The organism is Stutzerimonas zhaodongensis (assembly GCF_003696365.1).
Classification (GTDB): Bacteria; Pseudomonadota; Gammaproteobacteria; order Pseudomonadales; family Pseudomonadaceae; genus Stutzerimonas; species Stutzerimonas zhaodongensis.
The window spans coordinates 1,180,051-1,195,593 of sequence record NZ_RFFM01000001.1 but is presented as its reverse complement, the minus strand read 5'-3'; the positions used below and the strand labels follow the sequence as shown (position 1 = coordinate 1,195,593).

The 15,543-nt window shown below is 59.6% G+C and carries 13 protein-coding genes; 11 read left to right on the top strand and 2 right to left on the bottom strand.

Going from position 1 to position 15,543, the window contains the following annotated elements; genetic code table 11:
- Nucleotides 1-193 precede the first annotated feature (193 nt).
- The 5 genes from EA797_RS05460 (at nt 194) to EA797_RS05440 (ending at nt 6,341) form a co-directional block, all read left to right on the top strand.
- Complete coding sequence (locus EA797_RS05460) at nt 194-2,224, top strand: NADPH-dependent 2,4-dienoyl-CoA reductase (protein WP_122164125.1); 2,031 nt, start codon at nt 194-196, stop codon at nt 2,222-2,224.
- A 50-nt stretch (nt 2,225-2,274) separates the two neighbouring features.
- Nucleotides 2,275-2,706, top strand: a complete 432-nt coding sequence (locus tag EA797_RS05455) for a nuclear transport factor 2 family protein (RefSeq protein WP_122164124.1) — start codon at nt 2,275-2,277, stop codon at nt 2,704-2,706.
- A 182-nt stretch (nt 2,707-2,888) separates the two neighbouring features.
- On the top strand, nt 2,889-4,253 hold the full coding sequence (locus tag EA797_RS05450) for a coiled-coil domain-containing protein (RefSeq protein ID WP_122164702.1): 1,365 nt from the start codon (nt 2,889-2,891) through the stop codon (nt 4,251-4,253).
- On the top strand, nt 4,250-5,212 hold the full coding sequence (locus tag EA797_RS05445) for a 1-aminocyclopropane-1-carboxylate deaminase/D-cysteine desulfhydrase (RefSeq protein ID WP_122164123.1): 963 nt from the start codon (nt 4,250-4,252) through the stop codon (nt 5,210-5,212). Before EA797_RS05450 ends, EA797_RS05445 begins: the two co-directional genes overlap by 4 nt.
- A 25-nt stretch (nt 5,213-5,237) precedes the next feature.
- A complete protein-coding gene (locus EA797_RS05440; RefSeq protein ID WP_122164122.1) occupies nt 5,238-6,341 on the top strand; it encodes a cyclic nucleotide-binding domain-containing protein in 1,104 nt (367 codons plus the stop codon).
- Between the two features lie 23 nt (nt 6,342-6,364).
- On the opposite strand, the gene chrA is transcribed toward EA797_RS05440, so the two are convergent.
- Together chrA and EA797_RS05430 are read right to left on the bottom strand one after the other, a co-directional pair.
- The gene (gene chrA / locus EA797_RS05435) at nt 6,365-7,585 is read right to left on the bottom strand and encodes a chromate efflux transporter (RefSeq protein ID WP_122164121.1); all 1,221 of its coding nucleotides are present in this window, start codon (nt 7,583-7,585) and stop codon (nt 6,365-6,367) included.
- An 85-nt stretch (nt 7,586-7,670) separates the two neighbouring features.
- Nucleotides 7,671-8,597: a DUF1853 family protein gene (locus EA797_RS05430; RefSeq protein WP_122164120.1), complete on the bottom strand. Its 927-nt coding sequence runs from the start codon at nt 8,595-8,597 to the stop codon at nt 7,671-7,673.
- Nucleotides 8,598-8,801: 204 nt separating this feature from the next.
- Between EA797_RS05430 and EA797_RS05425 the strand changes: the two genes are divergently transcribed.
- The 6 genes from EA797_RS05425 (at nt 8,802) to pepN (ending at nt 15,450) form a co-directional block, all read left to right on the top strand.
- On the top strand, nt 8,802-9,689 hold the full coding sequence (locus EA797_RS05425; RefSeq protein ID WP_122164119.1) for an NAD(+) kinase: 888 nt from the start codon (nt 8,802-8,804) through the stop codon (nt 9,687-9,689).
- Nucleotides 9,690-10,649, top strand: coding sequence for a metallophosphoesterase (locus tag EA797_RS05420; protein ID WP_122164118.1), 960 nt, complete (start codon nt 9,690-9,692; stop codon nt 10,647-10,649).
- Entirely contained in the window at nt 10,650-11,516 is an 867-nt protein-coding gene (locus EA797_RS05415; RefSeq protein ID WP_122164117.1) for a rhomboid family intramembrane serine protease, read from the top strand.
- Nucleotides 11,517-11,595: 79 nt separating this feature from the next.
- Entirely contained in the window at nt 11,596-11,871 is a 276-nt protein-coding gene (locus EA797_RS05410) for a YeaC family protein (RefSeq protein WP_122164116.1), read from the top strand.
- Nucleotides 11,871-12,704, top strand: a complete 834-nt coding sequence (locus tag EA797_RS05405; protein ID WP_122164115.1) for a DUF2797 domain-containing protein — start codon at nt 11,871-11,873, stop codon at nt 12,702-12,704. Before EA797_RS05410 ends, EA797_RS05405 begins: the two co-directional genes overlap by 1 nt.
- 88 nt (nt 12,705-12,792) lie before the next feature.
- On the top strand, nt 12,793-15,450 hold the full coding sequence (gene pepN / locus EA797_RS05400) for an aminopeptidase N (protein WP_122164114.1): 2,658 nt from the start codon (nt 12,793-12,795) through the stop codon (nt 15,448-15,450).
- Nucleotides 15,451-15,543 lie beyond the last annotated feature (93 nt).

Here is a 15,543-nt window from a genome sequence, read left to right as displayed (position 1 = left end):
AGCGATGGAGGAATCGCTAGCCAAGGACTTTTGCTCGATAAGGTCATTCAGTTGTAACTTTCGATCATTGAGCGTGCCGGTTAGGCTGTTTATCTTCGCTTCACCACGACCACGACCACAGCCCGCAGAGGCGTGGCGATACTACCGATGGCCGGCGTGTACGTTACACGTAGCGCCCGATTGAGGAACGAACATGACTGCTTTCCCGCATCTGCTTGCCCCGCTGGATCTCGGCTTCACTACCTTGCGCAACCGTACGCTGATGGGTTCCATGCACACCGGTCTGGAAGAAATGCCCAATGGTTTCGAACGCATGGCAGCTTTCTTTGCTGAGCGCGCCCGAGGTGGGGTCGGTCTGATCGTAACCGGGGGGGTAGGGCCGAACGAAGAAGGCTCGGTGCGCGCCGGGGCAGCCAAACTGTCGACCATCGAAGAAGCAGAAGAACACAGGATCGTTACTCAGGCGGTGCATGAAGCAGGTGGCAAGATCTGCATGCAGATCCTCCATGCGGGCCGTTATGCCTACAGCCCACAACTGGTTGCGCCCAGTGCCATCCAAGCTCCGATAAACCCCTTCACGCCGCGCGAGCTTGATGAAGAGGGTATCGAGAAACAGATTCGTGACTTCGTCAACTGCGCCAGCATGGCCCGAAAGGCTGGATATGACGGCGTTGAGATCATGGGCTCCGAAGGCTATTTCATCAACCAGTTCCTGGTGGCCCACACTAACCACCGCAGCGATCGCTGGGGCGGCAGCTACGAAAATCGCATGCGCCTCCCAGTAGAGATCGTTCGGCGGGTAAGAGAAGCGGTGGGGCCGGATTTCATCATCATCTATCGTCTGTCGATGCTCGACCTGATCGAGGGTGGCAGCAGCTGGGATGAGGTCGTGGTGCTGGCAAAGGCCATCGAGCAGGCTGGTGCAACGTTGATCAACACCGGAATCGGCTGGCATGAAGCGCGTATCCCGACGATCGCAACCAAGGTGCCTCGTGCAGCTTTCACCAAAGTCACGGCCAAGCTTCGTGGCGAAGTCGGCATTCCGCTGGTCACAACCAATCGCATCAACACACCTGAGGTTGCAGAGCAGGTTCTGGCAGAAGGCGACGCCGACATGGTGTCCATGGCGCGTCCTTTTCTCGCCGACCCGGACTTCGTCAACAAGGCCGCGGCTGATCGCAGCGATACCATCAATACCTGCATCGGTTGCAACCAAGCCTGCCTGGATCACACCTTCAGCGGTAAGCTGACCACTTGCCTGGTCAACCCTCGTGCCTGCTATGAGACCGAGCTGAATTACATCCCTACCGCTGCGATCAAAAAAATCGCTGTAGTAGGCGCCGGTCCAGCCGGGCTGGCGGCTGCTACCGTGGCGGCCGAGCGTGGACATCAGGTGACTCTTTTCGATTCGGCGAGCGAAATTGGTGGGCAGTTCAATGTCGCGAAACGCGTTCCTGGCAAGGAAGAGTTCTTCGAGACCCTGCGTTATTTCAACAGCAAGCTCAAGAGCACGGGCGTCGAGCTTCGCTTGAATACTCGTGTCAACGCTGCCGATCTTCTGGCCGGCGGTTATGACGAGATCATGTTGGCCACTGGCATCGCACCGCGCACGCCAGACATTCCAGGGATCTCCCATCCAATGGTGATCAGTTACCTCGATGCGATCCTCCAGCGTAAGCCGGTGGGCCAGCGAGTCGCGGTAATCGGCGCCGGTGGCATCGGGTTCGACGTTTCCGAGTTCATCACCCATCAAGGCGAGTCGACGAGTCTTGATCGCGAAGCCTTCTGGAAGGAGTGGGGAATCGACCTCGGTCTTCAGGCTCGTGGCGGAATCGCCGGAATTCAACCGGCACCGCACGCCCCGGCACGTCAGGTCTATCTGCTGCAGCGCAAGAAATCCAAGGTTGGCAATGGACTGGGCAAGACAACCGGGTGGATACATCGCACAGGGCTCAAGAACAAGCACGTACAGATGATCAGTGCCGTTGAGTATCTCAAGGTGGACGACGAGGGCCTGCACATTCGCGTGGCAGAGGGTGAGCCGCAAGTGCTGCCGGTCGATACCGTGATCGTCTGCGCTGGGCAGGACCCGCTGCGCGAACTACAGGCCGATCTGGAGGCAGGGGGTGCCAAGGTGCATCTGATCGGCGGCGCAGACATTGCTGCAGAGCTCGATGCCAAGCGTGCTATCAATCAGGGGTCGCGCCTCGCGGCTGAAATATGACTTGAAGGCCCCGCTTCAGGGGCCGTCTTCTGATTGCAAAGGAGCTGGATATGGAAGATTCCCTTTATTTGGCGCCGAAAGCCGCGGTCACGCTGCTGCATTGGCATCAGATGATTAAAACCCGTGATCTCAGCCGTCTGCCTGAACTTCTGCATACCCATGCGGTTTTTCGCTCACCCATGGCGTTCAAACCGTACGAGGGCGCGCAGGTGGTCAGCCTCATCCTCAGTACTGTGATTGAGGTGTTTGAAGATTTTGCCTACCACCGCGAGTTGGTCAGCGCCGATGGCTCGAACGTCGTACTCGAGTTCAGTGCCCGAGTGGGTGACCGACAGATCAAGGGCATCGACATGATCCGCTTCGATGACGCTGGCAAGATCACCGATTTCGAAGTGATGGTGCGTCCCATGAGCGGGCTGCAAGCACTCGGCGATGAGATGGGCCGGCGTCTGGCGCCTTTGCTTGCCGCGCTTAACTCCTGACCCTGTCACAGTTTCCCGGCTGTATGGCACCCGGAGGTGCAGGGCGGGACTCGCTGCCAACCCAGTCACATCGCCGATTTTGATTTTTCCCCTAAACTTGCGCGAACTACGGGATAGCGGCATGGAATAGGCCTTGAATCCCAAACCATAGATTGGCCGATCAAGCCGTTGAGGGTGCGAGCATGCAGATCAAACCGCAGACGGTGGAAGCCGTGCTGTTCTTCAATGATGGCGGCGTCTGCAAGGAAATGCTCTATCCGGAATTCGAAGCCATGCTCGACGGCGTAGTGAGCATGCCCGAGTTCGCCGATCAGCAGATGCGTGTCGCCTACGTGCTGGTCAACACTCGACTACAGATTCGTGCGGCAGTCTTCTTTTATCTCGACTTCAACGAAGACGGCTCAGCCGATAGCGGATGGAACATTCCGCTGCGCAACCTGGCTGAGCGTACCGGTCGTGGCCCGGATTTGGGTGCAGGGCCCATCCGCCTGGCTTGTCGCAGCCAATGCCCGGTTTCCTGGTATCAGATGCACCTTTGGGATCCAGAACTTGCTCAGGGCAACAATCACTTTGTGATGCTGCGTGACCGGATCAAACGCAATCAGCTTGGGTTGCTGATCGAAGAGGAAGCGCCTCAGGCTGTGCCGGCCGAACGCCTGCAAATGGTGGCTGAAGACACCTGGTACGCACCTGATCCAGCGAAGCAGCCCCCTGCGGCAGAGCCACCGGAGAAAGCGGAACAGGATCAACGCCTCAAGGCAGCGCAGCTGATCAAGCAGCAGCGGCTGCGTATCGCCAGCCTGGAACAGCAGAGGGAAGCGGATATCAGCAGGCTTCGTGAGTTGGCCACCCAGCAGCAGGCCAAGCTGCGCGAAGAGATCGCTCGATTATGCAATGCACTTACGACAAAGGAGCAACAGGTCGCCCAATTGCAGTCAGAGCTGGAGGCGCAGGCTGAGGGCTTTCAGAAGAATCGCGAGGAAATGAGCCGGCAATTGCGAGCGCTCGAACAGAACAGTCGTGTCGAAGCAGAGGCCGCGCGTGCGCAATTCGACGAGGAACTTCAGCGGCAGGTCGCAGCCGCCGTTGAGGAGTACAAGGAGCAGGTATCCATCCGGGACGTCGAGCTGGCCTATCGAAACGAATTGGACAGTCAGCTGCAGGAAGAGATCGAACAGCTGCAGAAACAGCGCGATGTGCTTTCAGAGCAGAGCGGCGAGCGGATGTTGGAGCGCTTGTCAGCACAGGGCATGACCTTCATGGCCTATCATCCGGGTGCCGGTCACTTGACTATTCCACTTTCTGACATGGCACGCTATCAGCAGAATCCGCTTGCTTACGCAGCTGCAAAATGCGGCGTATCGGAAGAGCAATACCAATTGTGGGTTCAGCATTACCGGCAGCCGGTGTGCGTCGCCACACTCACCAGTGGCGAACGATGCAACATGCCATTGGACAAGATCGAAGCGCCTGGCCGTTTTGTCATCGGTGAATCCAACTGCTGCGCCAGGCATAAATCGCAGGATCGGCTGCGTACGGGCAGTTGACGTCCTTGCCTTCGTCTTCGGCATTTTCCCCCGATCTCGCACTGGCTCCGCTGCATGTAGTCGATCTGCCTTGGTTGCGGGCTGCTGCGGTGCAGCTTGCAGTGTTGCGGTTGGATCTGATCGATCCGGCGTTATCTGGCAACAAATGGTTCAAGCTCGCTCATCACCTGGAGGCCGCAAGCGCAGAGCGTGCATCGGGTCTTATCAGTCTCGGCGGCCCCCACTCCAACCACCTTCACGCGCTAGCCGCCGCAGCGGCTCGCTACGGCTTCAGTAGCGTTGGCCTTTTGCGAGGCCATGCTCAGCGTACTCCGACGGTTGATGACCTCGAGTCTTACGGCATGCAGTTGCATTGGCTGGGGTACGGAGGATACCGGGAGCGTCACCAGCTGGGATTCTTCGACACCTGGCGTGAGCGTTATCCCAACCATTACTGCGTGCCTGAGGGGGGCAGTGGGCTTTCCGGGACATTGGGCTGCGCACCTCTAGTAGCGCATGTTCAAGAAAAGCTGGCGACCCTTGGCTGGACCGACCACGACGGCTGGTGGCTAGCCGCCGGGACCGGTACGACACTGGCAGGGCTGGTGATCGGTGAAGCTGGACAGTGCGCTCGGCGGGTTTATGGTGCGCTGGCTGGGCCACCGTCTCATGGCGTCTCGCATGAGGTCGAACGGTTGCTGATTCAGGCCGATATCGCTCATCCCAACTATCAATTGATCGATGCCAGCCGCGCCGGTTTCGGTCGTTTCGATGCAGAGGTTGCAGCATTCATCCTTGAAACCGAAGCGGCCACCGATGTGCCTCTGGACCCTGTCTATACCGCAAAAGCAATGATGGCATTGCGCTTTCACGTAGCGCGAGGGTATTTTCCTCGGGGCGCGCGGCTGGTCTTCGTGCACACCGGCGGTCTGCAAGGTCGGCGGGCTGCCCAGGCGCAGCTGAACGAACTGCTGCGCTGACCGCTCCGTATTCTGGAAACCATGGATGAACAGACCGCTGCTCCCTGCTCAGCTGAGCAGTTTAATCCCGCTCAATGCACTCTCTTCGCGTCGTTTACAAACGCTACGGGACCAGCTGATCCCACGACCCTTGCTCGCCGGTGAGCCGCTTTTTAAGGACGCTGATAGCGCATCCAGCTACTTTCTGCTTGCTGGTGCACTCTTGCTTCGGGCGCCAGATGGAGCACCGCAGCGCTTGGTCGCTGGCTCACCGGAAAGCTGCCATGCGTTCAGCGCCGGTCCCAGGTTCAATGAGGCCTGGGCATTGGAAGATTCCAGCGTGCTGGTAGTCGATAGTTGCCGCCTGGATCGTCTGTTGTCCTGGCAGCAGGCAAACGCCGATCTGCTACTGGAGCTGGCGACTAACGGCGAGCTGACCGACTGGCTCGAGGACCTATTGGAAAATCCGTTGTTCGCCAAGGTACCAACGGAAAATGTTCGCACGATGCTAAGCAGGCTCCAACCCATGGACCTACCCAGCGGCTACGTATTGCTCCGCGAAGGTGAGGCGGGTGACTGCTGTTACTTTCTAAAGAGCGGTCGTGCCGAGGTGATTGTTGGCAGCGACAGCGACCAACAAGTGGTTGCCGAGCTGGATGTGGGCGCCTGCTTCGGGGAAGAGGCTCTGCTCTCGGAGCGACCCCGCAACGCCACGGTCACCTTGATCGAGGACGCCCGTGTTCTGCGTCTGGCTCGGCAGGATTTCGTAACCTTGCTCAGGGCTCCGGTAGTCGATGAGCTGGATTTCGAGCACGCAAAGCAGCTGATCGGCGAAGGCGCGCAATGGCTTGATGTGCGGTTTCTCGACGAGTACCAGCGTGGTCATGCAGCCCAAGCACTGAACATGCCCCTTCATCTTTTACGCCTGAAGTCGCGTCTGCTGAAACCAGATAGGACTTACCTCTGCTATTGCGACAGTGGCAAGCGCAGCGCGAGCGCTGTTTTTCTTCTGACGCAACTGGGCTTTACCACTTTCGCACTGCGCGATGGGCTGGACGCGCTGCCGGCTGATACCTATGCCGGACTGATATCCGAGAAGGGATGCGGCTATCTCGCGCGCTCAGGTGGGCGTACCGAAGTCAGCGGCTGAGCTGAAGGCTAGCGCCGCGGTGATCAAATCAACGCGTCGAGCGCCCAGCCAGCGATGCCGCCCGCCAGCACCACCAGCCAGGGTGGTAGCTTCCACACCATCAGGGCGACAAGCGCGATCAGAGCCAGGGTGAAGTCTGCAGGGCCGAATATGGCGCTGGTCCAGACCGGATCGTAGAGCGCCGCTAGCAGCAGGCCTACCACCGCAGCATTCACCCCGGCCAGTGCCGCTTGGACACGGCTGTTGGTGCGCAGTCGATCCCAGAACGGCATGACTCCAAATACCAGCAAAAACGACGGAGCGAACACTGCGGTGAGGCTCAGGCCTGCACTCACCAGGCTTGCAGCGCCATCATTCATTGATGCGCCTAGAAATGCAGAAAAGGTGAAGAGTGGTCCCGGGACGGCCTGGGCAGCCCCGTACCCTGCGAGAAACGTGTCGTTACTGACCCAGCCGTTCGGTACAACTTCGGCCTGCAGCAGCGGCAACACTACGTGCCCCCCTCCAAATACCAAGGCGCCGGCGCGGTAGAAGGTGTCCAGCAGCGCCAGCCACTGGCTTGAAGAAGTCGCAGCGAGGGTCGGCAGCGCTATTAGCAGCGCGAAGAACGTCATCAGAAAAAAGCTTGCTGTCAGGCGTCTGCTCGGCGCCGTCGAGATGGCCGGGCTCTGCGTGATCGATGAGCGAAAGAGCATCAGCCCGCTCAGGCCAGCCAAAGCGATCACACAAAGCTGAGCCCAAGCGTTTGCCAGCAGCAATACAGCGCAAGCTGCGATCAGCGCAATTGTTATGCGCGTTCCGTCTGTACATAGATTTCGCGCCATCCCCCACACCGCTTGAGCCACCACCGCCACCGCGACGATCTTCAAGCCGTGGAGTAGCCCGCCTGGCACGGCATCGCCCCAACCGGCGATACCCAATGCGAACAAGGTCAGTGCGATGGCCGAAGGGAGGGTAAAGCCGGCCCACGCGGCCAGGGAGCCACCGTAGCCACCACGCATAAGGCCAATGGCAATGCCCACCTGGCTGCTGGCGGGGCCTGGCAGAAACTGACAGAGCGCAACCAGATCGGCAAAACGCCCCTCATCGAGCCAGCGGCGGCGGTTGACGAACTCCTCGCGGAAATATCCCAGGTGCGCCACCGGGCCACCGAAAGAGGTCAAACCCAGGCGAAGGAATACCATGAAGATCGCCCAGACGCTGGAGCGCTGCGGGTGTTCTGGATCGTTTGGTGCTGGGGGCATCTTGTAACCGTGTTGTTTGCCGATGCGCGGCTGACGCCCAAGTGTGCAGCATGATAATGACGGTTTGGTGTGCGGAGCCTATGGATCAACCGGGCCAGCTGTCGGGGACCACGAACATGCGCTCGCGCTCGACCCAGTGGCCACGAATTCCCGGCTCTACGCGTGCCAGTAGCCGTGCGTGTTTTCCGTCGGCTTCGTTGACCCAGCGCGCGACGTCATCGGGCTGCCAGACCTGGCTGCTCTCCAGTTGAGCCGGCGCGAGCCACGCGTCCCGAGGAAGGGGCTGCCAGCGTGTCTCGTTTCGCGGGAAGATGCGTGCCCACGCATGTTGTCGTAGCCATCCCCCACCGAGGTGATGCGGGTTGGCGCCGACAGGCGATTCGCACCCGGATGGCCACGGCTGACATAGATACCCACCGAGCCAGAGTGCGCTGTCGATCTGCCTGCAGGTCAACTCATTCAGAAGCGCCTTGGCGTGATCGGTAGAGGAGAGCTGCAACTGATGTTCACACAGTCGCTTGAGCTTGATGTCCAGCCGGTCATGGCTGCCGGGCCCCAGCCAGTGATCGTGACGGCGCCGGTCGCCGGTTTCCAGCCCAAGGTAAAATTTCACGGCCAGCTCGACGTGGTGTACGCCCTCAGCATCGAGCAATATCAGATCAAGCTCACCTAGCGTATGGCCTCCGTTACGGATCGGCAGATTGGCGACCAGCAGATCGACATCGGGCGCCTGCCCCAGGGCGAACTGCCATAGGCGTTCATAGTAAAGGCCCAGCCGGCGGGTGCTGTGTTGCGTCAGCCATGTCTCGAGCACTGTTGGCTGGCTGTCGTGCGACAGCAACCAGTCGGCCAGTATGCCTGGACGTGATCCCCACTTGCTGGCCGCGAGTGGGTGACGCTGAGGCGACGGCGTTTCGCTCAACATCGGCGGAGATAAAAGAACCCAGGCTAGATCGCGCACTTTAGGGTGCAGCAGTCTGGGCAGCAATTCGGCAAGCAAAGGTAGGGTCATGCAACAAGCATAGACGCGATGGTTTGCTGCTACTTCGGCGTTTCACCCATAATCCGGGCGCTGTACCGCAACGGGATTCCAGGTCGCGTGAGCCATTGAACTCAAACAAGCCCGCGCGACACCAATCTAGTGCCTGCTACGCACCGGCTAGGCTGTGATCCCCGACGCCCGCCCGTTACCAGCCCAAGCTATCAGGGAGCTTCAATGGACCAGTTCCGCAACATCGGCATCATCGGCCGCCTGGGCAGTTCCCAGGTGCTGGATACCATTCGGCGGTTGAAGAAATTCCTCGTAGAGCGCCACTTGCATGTGATCCTCGAGGAAAACATCGCTGAAGTGTTGCCCGGCCATGGCATGCAAACATCATCGCGCCAGCGATTGGGTGATTCGTGCGATCTGGTGATAGTGGTTGGTGGAGACGGCAGCTTGCTGGGTGCGGCGCGTGCGCTGGCCAAGCACCGGGTACCGGTTCTGGGCATCAACCGTGGCAGTTTGGGCTTCCTCACCGACATCCGTCCCGATGAACTGGAGGAAAAGGTCGCCGAGGTGCTCAGCGGCCAGTACACGCTGGAGAACCGCTTTCTCCTCGAGGCGCAGGTGCGCCGCTTCGAAGAATCCATCGGCGAGGGCGACGCACTCAATGACGTGGTGCTGCATCCCGGTAAATCCACACGGATGATCGAGTTCGAGCTGTACATCGATGGCCAGTTCGTCTGTAGCCAGAAGGCTGACGGCCTGATCATCGCGACTCCCACGGGATCGACTGCGTATTCACTGTCCGCGGGCGGACCGATCATGCACCCGCGGCTGGATGCAATCGTGGTCGTGCCAATGTATCCGCATACACTTTCGAGTCGGCCTATCGTGGTTGACGGCAACAGCGAGCTGAAAATCGTTGTCTCACCAAACATGCAGATCTATCCGCAAGTGTCCTGCGACGGCCAGAACCATTTCACCTGCGCGCCAGGCGATACCGTCACGGTGCGCAAAAAGCCGCAGAAGCTCCACCTGATCCACCCGCTCGACCATAACTATTACGAGGTATGCCGCACCAAGCTTGGCTGGGGTAGCCGCCTCGGTGGGGGGGAATAAGTGATCATCGATCCGGAGCGCAGCTACGACCTCATCGGGGACGTGCATGGTTGCGCCCACACACTGACGCGTCTGCTCGATCAGCTCGGCTACAGCCAGCACGGTGAGGTGTGGCGACATCCGCGCCGGCAGGTCATCTTTCTCGGTGACATCATCGACCGCGGACCGCGTATACGGGAGTCGTTGCACCTGGTGCACGCCATGGTGGACGCAGGTCAAGCGCACTGCATCATGGGCAACCACGAATTCAATGCGCTTGGCTGGTACACCCCGGCTCCGCCGGAGAGTGGCAAGGCGTTCGTCCGCGATCACACGCCGCGTTACGCCATGCTGCTGCAACAGACCTTTCAGCAGTTCGAGCAGTATCCGCAGGAATGGCAGGCTTTTCGGGAGTGGCTTATGGAGCTTCCGCTGTTCCTTGAAAACGAGCGATTTCGCGTGGTGCATGCCTGCTGGGACAATGCCGTGATCGACCAACTGCGCCAGCGTTTGACAGATGGCCGTGTCGATGCGGAGTTTCTGCGCGATGCGGCCTTTCCCGATGGCTTCGCGGCGAAGGCGCTGGACCGATTGCTGCGTGGCACCGACATGCCGCTGCCAGAAGGGCTGACGCTGACCAGCGCCGAGGGTTTCACTCGCAGCTTTTTCCGCACCAAGTTCTGGGAAGAAAATCCCCAGACTTACGGCGATATCGTCTTCCAGCCGGATGGCCTGCCCGAAAAAGCAGCCCGCCTGCCGCTCAGCGAGAGCCAGAAGAGCCGGCTATTCCTTTATGGCCCGTCCGATCCGTTGTTGTTCGTCGGCCATTACTGGCGCAGCGGCGAACCTGCACCCATCCGCCACAACCTCGCCTGTCTGGATTACAGCGCAGTTAAATATGGCAAGCTGGTGGCCTATCGGCTTGATCAGGAAACCCGACTCGACCCAGCGAAGTTCGTCTGGGTAAACGTGGAGCGCTAGATGGCCGTTGTTGAGGCGTTACGTCTGCCGTTGTCGGAAGATCTGAGCGGCTTTGTTGCCCTGTTGCGGCGCCTGCAGGTGCCTTGTCGAGTATCGGAGGAGGCTGGCGAGCAGGTCTTGCGGGTGCCGGCGGAAACGGCCGAACAGGTCCGCGAGCTTTACCAGCGTTTCCCCAATGGCGATGGAACCGTGGTCGCCGAGCAGCCTGTGCGCCGCGGAGGTGGGTTCGTCGCCAGCTTGCGTCGTAGCCCGTTAACGGCGGCGGTCTTGTTGCTGACGCTGATCGCAGCGGCCATCACCATGCTGGGCGACAACTTTGAGACCATCCGCTGGTTCAGCTTCAGCGATTTTCGCGTCGATGGCGAATACGCCTATTTCGCTACGCTCGAGCAAACTCTCGCAGCAGGGGAGTGGTGGCGGTTGATAACGCCGATCTTCGTGCACTTCGGGTTTCTACACCTGGCGATGAACTCGATGTGGTACTGGGAGCTTGGTCGGCGCATCGAATATCGTCAGGGTGCACTGATGTTGCTCGGGCTGACGCTGGTGTTCGGCGTGGTGTCCAATGTGGCGCAATACACCTACGGTGGTCCTGGAATATTCGGCGGGCTATCCGGCGTGCTCTATGGGCTGCTTGGTCATTGCTGGCTCTTCCAGAAACTGTCGCCCGACGAGGCGTACCGCCTGCCGTCCGGTGTCGTGGTGTTGATGCTTATATGGCTGGTGATCTGCCTGACAGGCGTGATCGAAATGGTGAGCTTCGGCGCATTGGCGATTGCCAACGCTGCTCACGTGGGTGGGCTGGTGGTCGGCTGCTTGACCGGCATCATCGGTGGGCTGCTGTCGCGCCACAGGGCCTCCGCCTAGCGCCGCGGAAAGGCCGATCGGTTTTCCCTAAAACAGCGCCGCTCGGTAGAATGCGCGCTTGTTTCCCCGGGAGCCGGCCATGTCGTCCTTTATCGAAGCCATCGAAAACATCACCCCCGAAATCTACGAGAACCTGAAAACCGCCGTCGAGCTGGGCAAGTGGAGCGACGGCCGCAAGCTGACGGCCGAGCAGAAAGAAACCTGCCTCGGCGCGATGATCGCCTGGGAGATGAAGAATCTGCCCGAAGAACAACGCACCGGCTACATGGGCGGCCAGGAGTGCGCCTCAAAGAGCAAGAGCAAGGCGCCCATCGACACCAGCCTGTTTTCGCCTGCCTCCGGGACGCGGCACTAATGCTGGAGCTGGGACGCGGCGCCCTTAACAAGATGTCGATTCAGCTGGGTGCGCAGGCACAGTATTCGTTCCGCCTGAATGACCAGCTGGTGCCGGTCAACCCTTTGATCGGCAAGACGTTGCGGCTTGAGTACCTGGGCGCCATCAACTGTACGCACTGCGGCCGCAAGACCAACAAGAGTTTCAGCCAGGGCTACTGCTATCCCTGTTTCAAGAAGCTCCCGCAGTGCGACATCTGCATCATGAGCCCGGAGAAATGCCACCACGATTTCGGCACCTGCCGCGATCCTCAGTGGGGCATGGACTTTTGCATGACCGATCACGTGGTCTACCTGGCCAATTCGTCGGGTATCAAGGTCGGAATCACCCGCGCTACACAACTGCCAACACGTTGGCTCGATCAGGGTGCCAGCCAGGCATTGCCGATCATGCGAGTCGCTACTCGCCAGCAGTCGGGCATGGTTGAAGACCTTCTGCGTAGCCAGGTGGCCGACCGCACCAATTGGCGCGCTCTGCTCAAAGGCGATGCCGAGCCTATCGATCTGATCGCGATGCGCGAGCAGATATTCGACGCCTGCGCCAGTGGCGTGCGAGACCTTCAACAGCGCTATGGCTTGCAGGCGATCCAGCCGATGGCCGACGCCGAGGTGCTGGAGATTCGCTATCCCGTCGAGGCCTACCCGACCAAGGTTGTCAGTCTAGACTTGGAGAAGACCCCCGTCGTAGAAGGCACCCTGCGCGGCATCAAGGGTCAATATCTGATACTCGATACGGGCGTTATCAACATTCGCAAGTTCACGGCTTATCAGGTTGCGGCCAGCTACGCCGCCTAAGCAGCCGTTTACCGAAGCGTCCCGATCATCACCGACAAATCGCAGCTTCAAGCCCGCAGCTTGTCGCTGCCCCCAAGAGGCTTAGCCGATGCGCACCGAACAACCGAAAGTCATTCATCTCAAGGACTATCAGGTCCCGGATTACCTGATCGATGAAACCCACCTGACCTTCGAGCTGTACGAAGACCGCAGCCTTGTCCATGCGCAGCTGGTCATGCGCCGCAACCCGGAAGCCGGTGCCGGTTTGCCTCCTTTGCAGCTGCATGGTCAGGATCTCGAACTGATCTCTCTGGCCCTGAATGATCGCCAGCTCGGCCTGGGTGACTACGAGGTCGCCGAGGAAAGCCTGACCCTGCAACCTGATGCGGCCAGCTTTACCCTCGACAGCACCGTAGTGATCCATCCGGAAAGCAACACGGCGCTGGAAGGTCTCTACAAGTCCGGCAGCATGTTCTGCACCCAGTGCGAGGCGGAAGGCTTTCGCAAGATTACCTATTACCTCGACCGCCCGGACGTGATGAGCAAATTCACCACCACCGTCAGCGCCGAGAAGCATGCCTATCCAATTTTGCTCTCCAACGGCAACCCGATCGCCAGTGGCGAGGAAGACGATGGACGACATTGGACGACTTGGGAAGACCCGTTCAAGAAGCCCGCGTACTTGTTTGCCCTGGTGGCCGGGGATCTCTGGTGTGTCGAGGACAGCTTCACCACGATGAGCGGTCGCGATGTGGCGCTTCGCATTTATGTCGAGCCAGAAAACATCGACAAATGCCAGCACGCCATGGACAGCTTGAAGAAGTCTATGAAATGGGACGAGGACGCCTACGGTCGCGAATACGATCTGGACATCTTCATGATCGTCGCGGTCAACGACTTCAACATGGGTGCCATGGAGAACAAGGGCCTCAACATCTTCAACTCCAGCGCTGTGCTGGCGCGTGCTGAAACCGCCACCGATGCCGCTCACCAGCGCGTCGAGGCGATCGTTGCCCACGAATATTTCCACAACTGGACCGGCAACCGGGTGACGTGCCGCGACTGGTTCCAGCTTTCATTGAAGGAAGGTTTCACCGTCTTCCGCGATGCGCAGTTCAGCGCTGACATGAACTCACCGACCGTCAAGCGCGTCGAGGACGTCTCTTATCTGCGTACGCACCAGTTCGCCGAAGATGCCGGCCCCATGGCTCATTCGGTACGCCCGGAATCCTTCATCGAGATTTCCAACTTTTACACCCTGACGGTGTATGAGAAGGGCGCTGAAGTGGTGCGCATGATCCAGACGCTGCTGGGCGAGGAGGGCTTCCGCAAGGGCAGCGACCTCTACTTCGAGCGGCATGACGGACAGGCGGTGACCGTCGATGATTTCGTCAAAGCCATGGAAGATGCCAATGGTGCCGACCTTACCCAGTTCAAGCGCTGGTACAGCCAGGCGGGCACACCGCGGCTGTCGGTCAGCGAACAGTACGATGCAGCAGCCAAAACCTATAGCCTGACGTTCCGCCAGAGCTGCCCGCCGACGCCTGGGCAGAGCGAGAAGCTGGCCTTCGTGATTCCCGTGTCGATGGGCCTGCTGGATGGGCAGGGCAATGAGATAGCGCTGCGCCTGCAAGGCGAGGATGCGTCTGTCGGCACCACCCGTGTTCTGGCAGTCGATCAGCCTGAGCAGACTTTCACATTCGTGGGCGTGTCGGAGCAGCCATTGCCGTCGCTGCTGCGCGGATTCTCGGCGCCAGTAAAGCTCGAGTTCCCTTACAGCCGTGATCAGCTGATGTTCCTCATGCAACACGATTCCGATGGCTTCAACCGCTGGGAAGCGGGGCAGCAGCTGTCGGTGCAGGTGCTGCAAGACATGATCGGCCAGCATCAGCGCGGCGAAGCGCTGCAGCTTGATCAGCGCCTTGTCGAAGCGCTGCGCAGCCAACTGGAAGACGAAAGCCTCGATCAGGCGATGGTTGCCGAAATGCTTTCGCTGCCGAGCGAGGCGTACCTCACTGAGATCAGCGAAGTGGCGGATGTCGATGCCATTCATCAGGCGCGTGAATTTGCTCGCCAAGGCATCTCCAGCGCTTTGTTCGACCTGTTCTGGAAGCGCTACCAAGCCAACCGTGAGATTTCGCGGCAAACGCCTTATGTCGCTCAAGCGGAACACTTTGCCCGTCGTGCCCTGCAGAACATTGCGCTGTCGTACCTGATGCTCAGCGGCAAGCCCGAAGTGGTCGCAGCCTGTGTCGATCAGTTCGAAGAAGCTGACAACATGACCGAGCGCCTGACCGCGCTCGCGGTGTTGGTCAACTCAGGCTTCGAGGCCGAGCGCGACAAAGCCCTGGCTTCGTTCGCCGAGCACTTCAAGGACAACCCCTTGGTCATGGATCAATGGTTCAGCGTGCAGGCCGGCAACACTCAGCCGGGCGGTCTGGAACGCGTCCAGCAACTGATGCAGCATCCTGCGTTCACGCTAAAGAACCCGAACAAGGTCCGGGCGCTGATCGGTGCCTTCGCCAATCAGAACCTGGTCAACTACCATCGTGCCGATGGGGCAGGTTATCGATTCCTGGCCGATCAGGTCATCGTGCTGAACAAGCTGAACCCGCAGATTGCCTCTCGCCTGCTGGCGCCGCTGACTCGCTGGCGTAAGTACGATGCTGGTCGCCAAGGACTGATGAAAGCCGAGCTGGAGCGAATTCTGGCGTCCGGTGAGCTTTCCAGTGACGTTTACGAGGTGGTCAGCAAAAGCCTTGCTTGAAGCATCGAACGGCGTCCGCTAGGTAACGAGAAAATCCCGCGAATCTTCGCGGGATTTTTCTTTTGCAACGGCCGGATGGTGGGGTCGAGAAGC

Excerpts from the sequence above, each read along its gene's own strand:
- EA797_RS05460 (WP_122164125.1), top strand. The coding sequence starts at position 194 with ATGACTGCTTTCCCGCATCTGCTTGCCCCGCTGGATCTCGGCTTCACT.
- EA797_RS05455 (WP_122164124.1), top strand. The coding sequence starts at position 2,275 with ATGGAAGATTCCCTTTATTTGGCGCCGAAAGCCGCGGTCACGCTGCTG.
- EA797_RS05450 (WP_122164702.1), top strand. The coding sequence starts at position 2,889 with ATGCAGATCAAACCGCAGACGGTGGAAGCCGTGCTGTTCTTCAATGAT.
- EA797_RS05440 (WP_122164122.1), top strand. The coding sequence starts at position 5,238 with ATGAACAGACCGCTGCTCCCTGCTCAGCTGAGCAGTTTAATCCCGCTC.
- chrA (WP_122164121.1), bottom strand. The coding sequence starts at position 7,585 with ATGCCCCCAGCACCAAACGATCCAGAACACCCGCAGCGCTCCAGCGTC.
- EA797_RS05430 (WP_122164120.1), bottom strand. The coding sequence starts at position 8,597 with ATGACCCTACCTTTGCTTGCCGAATTGCTGCCCAGACTGCTGCACCCT.
- EA797_RS05425 (WP_122164119.1), top strand. The coding sequence starts at position 8,802 with ATGGACCAGTTCCGCAACATCGGCATCATCGGCCGCCTGGGCAGTTCC.
- EA797_RS05415 (WP_122164117.1), top strand. The coding sequence starts at position 10,650 with ATGGCCGTTGTTGAGGCGTTACGTCTGCCGTTGTCGGAAGATCTGAGC.
- EA797_RS05410 (WP_122164116.1), top strand. The coding sequence starts at position 11,596 with ATGTCGTCCTTTATCGAAGCCATCGAAAACATCACCCCCGAAATCTAC.
- EA797_RS05405 (WP_122164115.1), top strand. The coding sequence starts at position 11,871 with ATGCTGGAGCTGGGACGCGGCGCCCTTAACAAGATGTCGATTCAGCTG.
- pepN (WP_122164114.1), top strand. The coding sequence starts at position 12,793 with ATGCGCACCGAACAACCGAAAGTCATTCATCTCAAGGACTATCAGGTC.